General features: G+C 62.1%; 2 protein-coding genes and 1 pseudogene. 1 reads left to right on the forward strand and 2 read right to left on the reverse strand.

All coding sequences use genetic code 11. From position 1 onward, the window contains the following. Positions 1–61: 61 nt before the first annotated feature. Together arfB and EN964_RS31310 are read right to left on the reverse strand one after the other, a co-directional pair. Complete coding sequence (arfB, locus tag EN964_RS31305) at positions 62–499, reverse strand: alternative ribosome rescue aminoacyl-tRNA hydrolase ArfB (protein WP_023810634.1); 438 nt, start codon at positions 497–499, stop codon at positions 62–64. A gap of 84 nt (positions 500–583) precedes the next feature. Then, positions 584–2,209 (reverse strand): phosphoenolpyruvate carboxykinase, encoded by a 1,626-nt coding sequence (locus EN964_RS31310; RefSeq protein WP_127266884.1) that lies wholly within the window; start codon positions 2,207–2,209, stop codon positions 584–586. A 342-nt stretch (positions 2,210–2,551) separates the two neighbouring features. Here EN964_RS31310 and EN964_RS31315 point away from each other — a divergent pair. Beyond that, positions 2,552–2,632, forward strand: a pseudogene (locus EN964_RS31315) (DNA-binding response regulator); the annotation flags it as partial.

Genomic DNA, 2,632 nt, shown 5'->3' on the forward strand with positions numbered 1-2,632 from the left:
GTTGAACTTTGCATCTGCGGTCCAAAATGGGAAGTCGTTTTGCGCGTGATTGGTGTGGTGCTTAATCGTTCTCCACCCGGCCCCGCAGCTTCTTGATCGTGCCGCGCCCGGCCTTGCTCTTCAGCCGCCGTTCCACGGCACCCTTCGACGGCCGTGTCTTCTTGCGCGGCGGCGGTGGCGGTTCGGCGGCCTTGGCGACCAATGCCGTCAGCCGTGCCCGCGCATCCGCCCGGTTCTGTTCCTGGGTGCGGAAGCGGCCTGCTTCGATGACGATGACACCGTCCTTGGTGGCACGCTGGCCGGCAAGCTTGATCGTCCGCTCGCGCACGCGCTCCGACAGACCCGTTGCGTTGGCCGCGTCGAAGCGCAGTTGCACCGCCGTCGCCACCTTGTTGACGTTCTGGCCGCCGGGACCGGACGAGCGGATGAAATCCTCGTGCAGGTCGCCCGGATGGATCACCGCATCGCCTGATATGATGATGTTGTCGTCGCTCGCCATGCCGCAGTCATGGCGCGGCGGATCGAAAAAGAAAAGGCCCGATCGAACCGGGCCTTTCAACGAAAGCTGACCCCTGTGGCGCGATTACTCCGCCGCTTCCTGCATGCGCGGCGCCGCGCCCAGCACCACGGCGTCGACATGGCTTTCGAATTTCTCGAAATTGACGGCGAACATGCCGACCAGCCGTGCCGCCTGACGGTCGTAGCCGGCCTTGTCGGCCCAGGTCGCCCGGGGGTCCAGAATCATCGGGTCGAGAATGGCGCTATCGATGCCCGGCACAGCCACCGGCACCTCGAAACCGAAATGAGGGTCGGTGCGGAACTCGGCCGTCTTCAGCGAGCCGTCAAGTGCGGCTGCAAGCAACGCGCGCGTCGCCTTGATCGGCATGCGCTTGCCGGTGCCGTAGGCGCCGCCGGTCCAGCCGGTATTGACCAGCCAGCAATCGGCGCCGTGGCGTGCAATCAGCTCGCGCAGCAGATTGCCGTATTCGGAAGGGTGGCGCGGCATGAACGGCGCACCGAAACAGGTCGAAAACGTCGCTTCGGGCTCGGTCACGCCCTTTTCGGTTCCGGCCACCTTGGCGGTGTAGCCGGACAGGAAATGATACATCGCCTGCGCCGGGGTCAGCCGCGCGATCGGCGGCATCACGCCGAACGCATCGGCGGTCAGCATGATGATGTTGTTGGGATGGTTGGCGCGGCCGGTCTTGCTGGCATTGGGGATGAAGTCCAGCGGGTAGGCGCAGCGTGTGTTCTCGGTCAGTCTTCCGTCGTTGAAATCCGGCACGCCATCAGCGTCGAGCACGACATTTTCCAGCACCGTGCCGAAGCGCTGCGTGGTGGCGAAGATTTCCGGCTCGGCTTCCGCCGACAGCTTGATCGTCTTGGCATAGCAGCCGCCTTCGAAATTGAAGATGCCGTGCGGCCCCCAGCCATGCTCGTCGTCGCCGATCAGCGTGCGCGAGGGATCGGCCGAGAGCGTCGTCTTGCCGGTGCCCGACAGGCCGAAGAAGATGGCGGCGTCGCCGGCCGCACCCTCATTGGCCGAGCAATGCATCGGCATCACGCCTTTCGCCGGCAGCAGATAGTTGAGCATGGTGAACACCGACTTCTTCATCTCGCCGGCATAGGAGGTGCCGCCGATCAGCACGATCTTGCGCGAAAGATCGACGGCGATCACCGTTTCGGTGCGGCTGCCGTGACGAAGGGGATCGGCGCGGAAGGACGGCAGGTCGATGATCGTCATCTCAGGCACGAACTGTTCGAGTTCGGCGGCATCCGGACGGATCAGCAGATTGCGGATGAACAGCGAGTGCCAGGCAAATTCGGTGATCACCCTGGTCGGCAGCCTCGACTCCGCATCGGCGCCGCCGACCAGATCCTGGACGTATAGATCCTTGTCCGCGGCATGCGCCTGGAAATCGGCGAGCAGCGTGTCGAACTGGGCCGGCGAGATCGCCTTGTTGTTGTCCCACCAGACATGTGGTTCGGTGGCGCCATCGCGGACGACGAACTTGTCCTTGGGCGAGCGGCCGGTGTGCTGTCCGGTCTCGGCGACCAGCGCGCCATGGGCGGTCAAGCGGGCCTCGCCGCGCCGGATCGATTCCTCATAAAGGGCGGCCGCACCGAAATTATAGCGCACCACGCCGGTGGTTTTCAGGCCGATATGATCGATCGCGCAGGCGGAATTGCGTTTGCCGACTTCCGACATCGAGTGTCCCTCTTGGATTTGCCGCATCTTTGCCGGCACGTTTCCAGCACGCCCACTACGCGGGCGAGATGGTCAGAACCAGAAAAGCCAAATGATATCAAATCATTAATCGATTTAAATATTTTGAAAGTTGTTTAAATCGTTTATATGTGCAAAAAGTTTCGCGGTTGCCCAAAGGATTGGCGATGTCCGTTCGTCCAATCCATGTCGAGGTAGGATTGTGGCCGCCGGCATGCCGCGCGTGACAGCGGACAAGGCCTATGCCACATTTTGTACCTAATTTGTCCTGCAAAAGCCCCTTCTCTACGACAGAAGGGACAGCTCATGAGGGAGCCGCTTGAAATGGCAACAATCGCGCTTGTCGATGACGACCGCAACATTCTGACATCGGTGTCGATCGCCCTGGAATCCGAGGGGTATCGC

It is taken from the genome of Mesorhizobium sp. M7A.F.Ca.CA.001.10.2.1, from assembly GCF_003998575.1.
Taxonomy (GTDB): domain Bacteria; phylum Pseudomonadota; class Alphaproteobacteria; order Rhizobiales; family Rhizobiaceae; genus Mesorhizobium.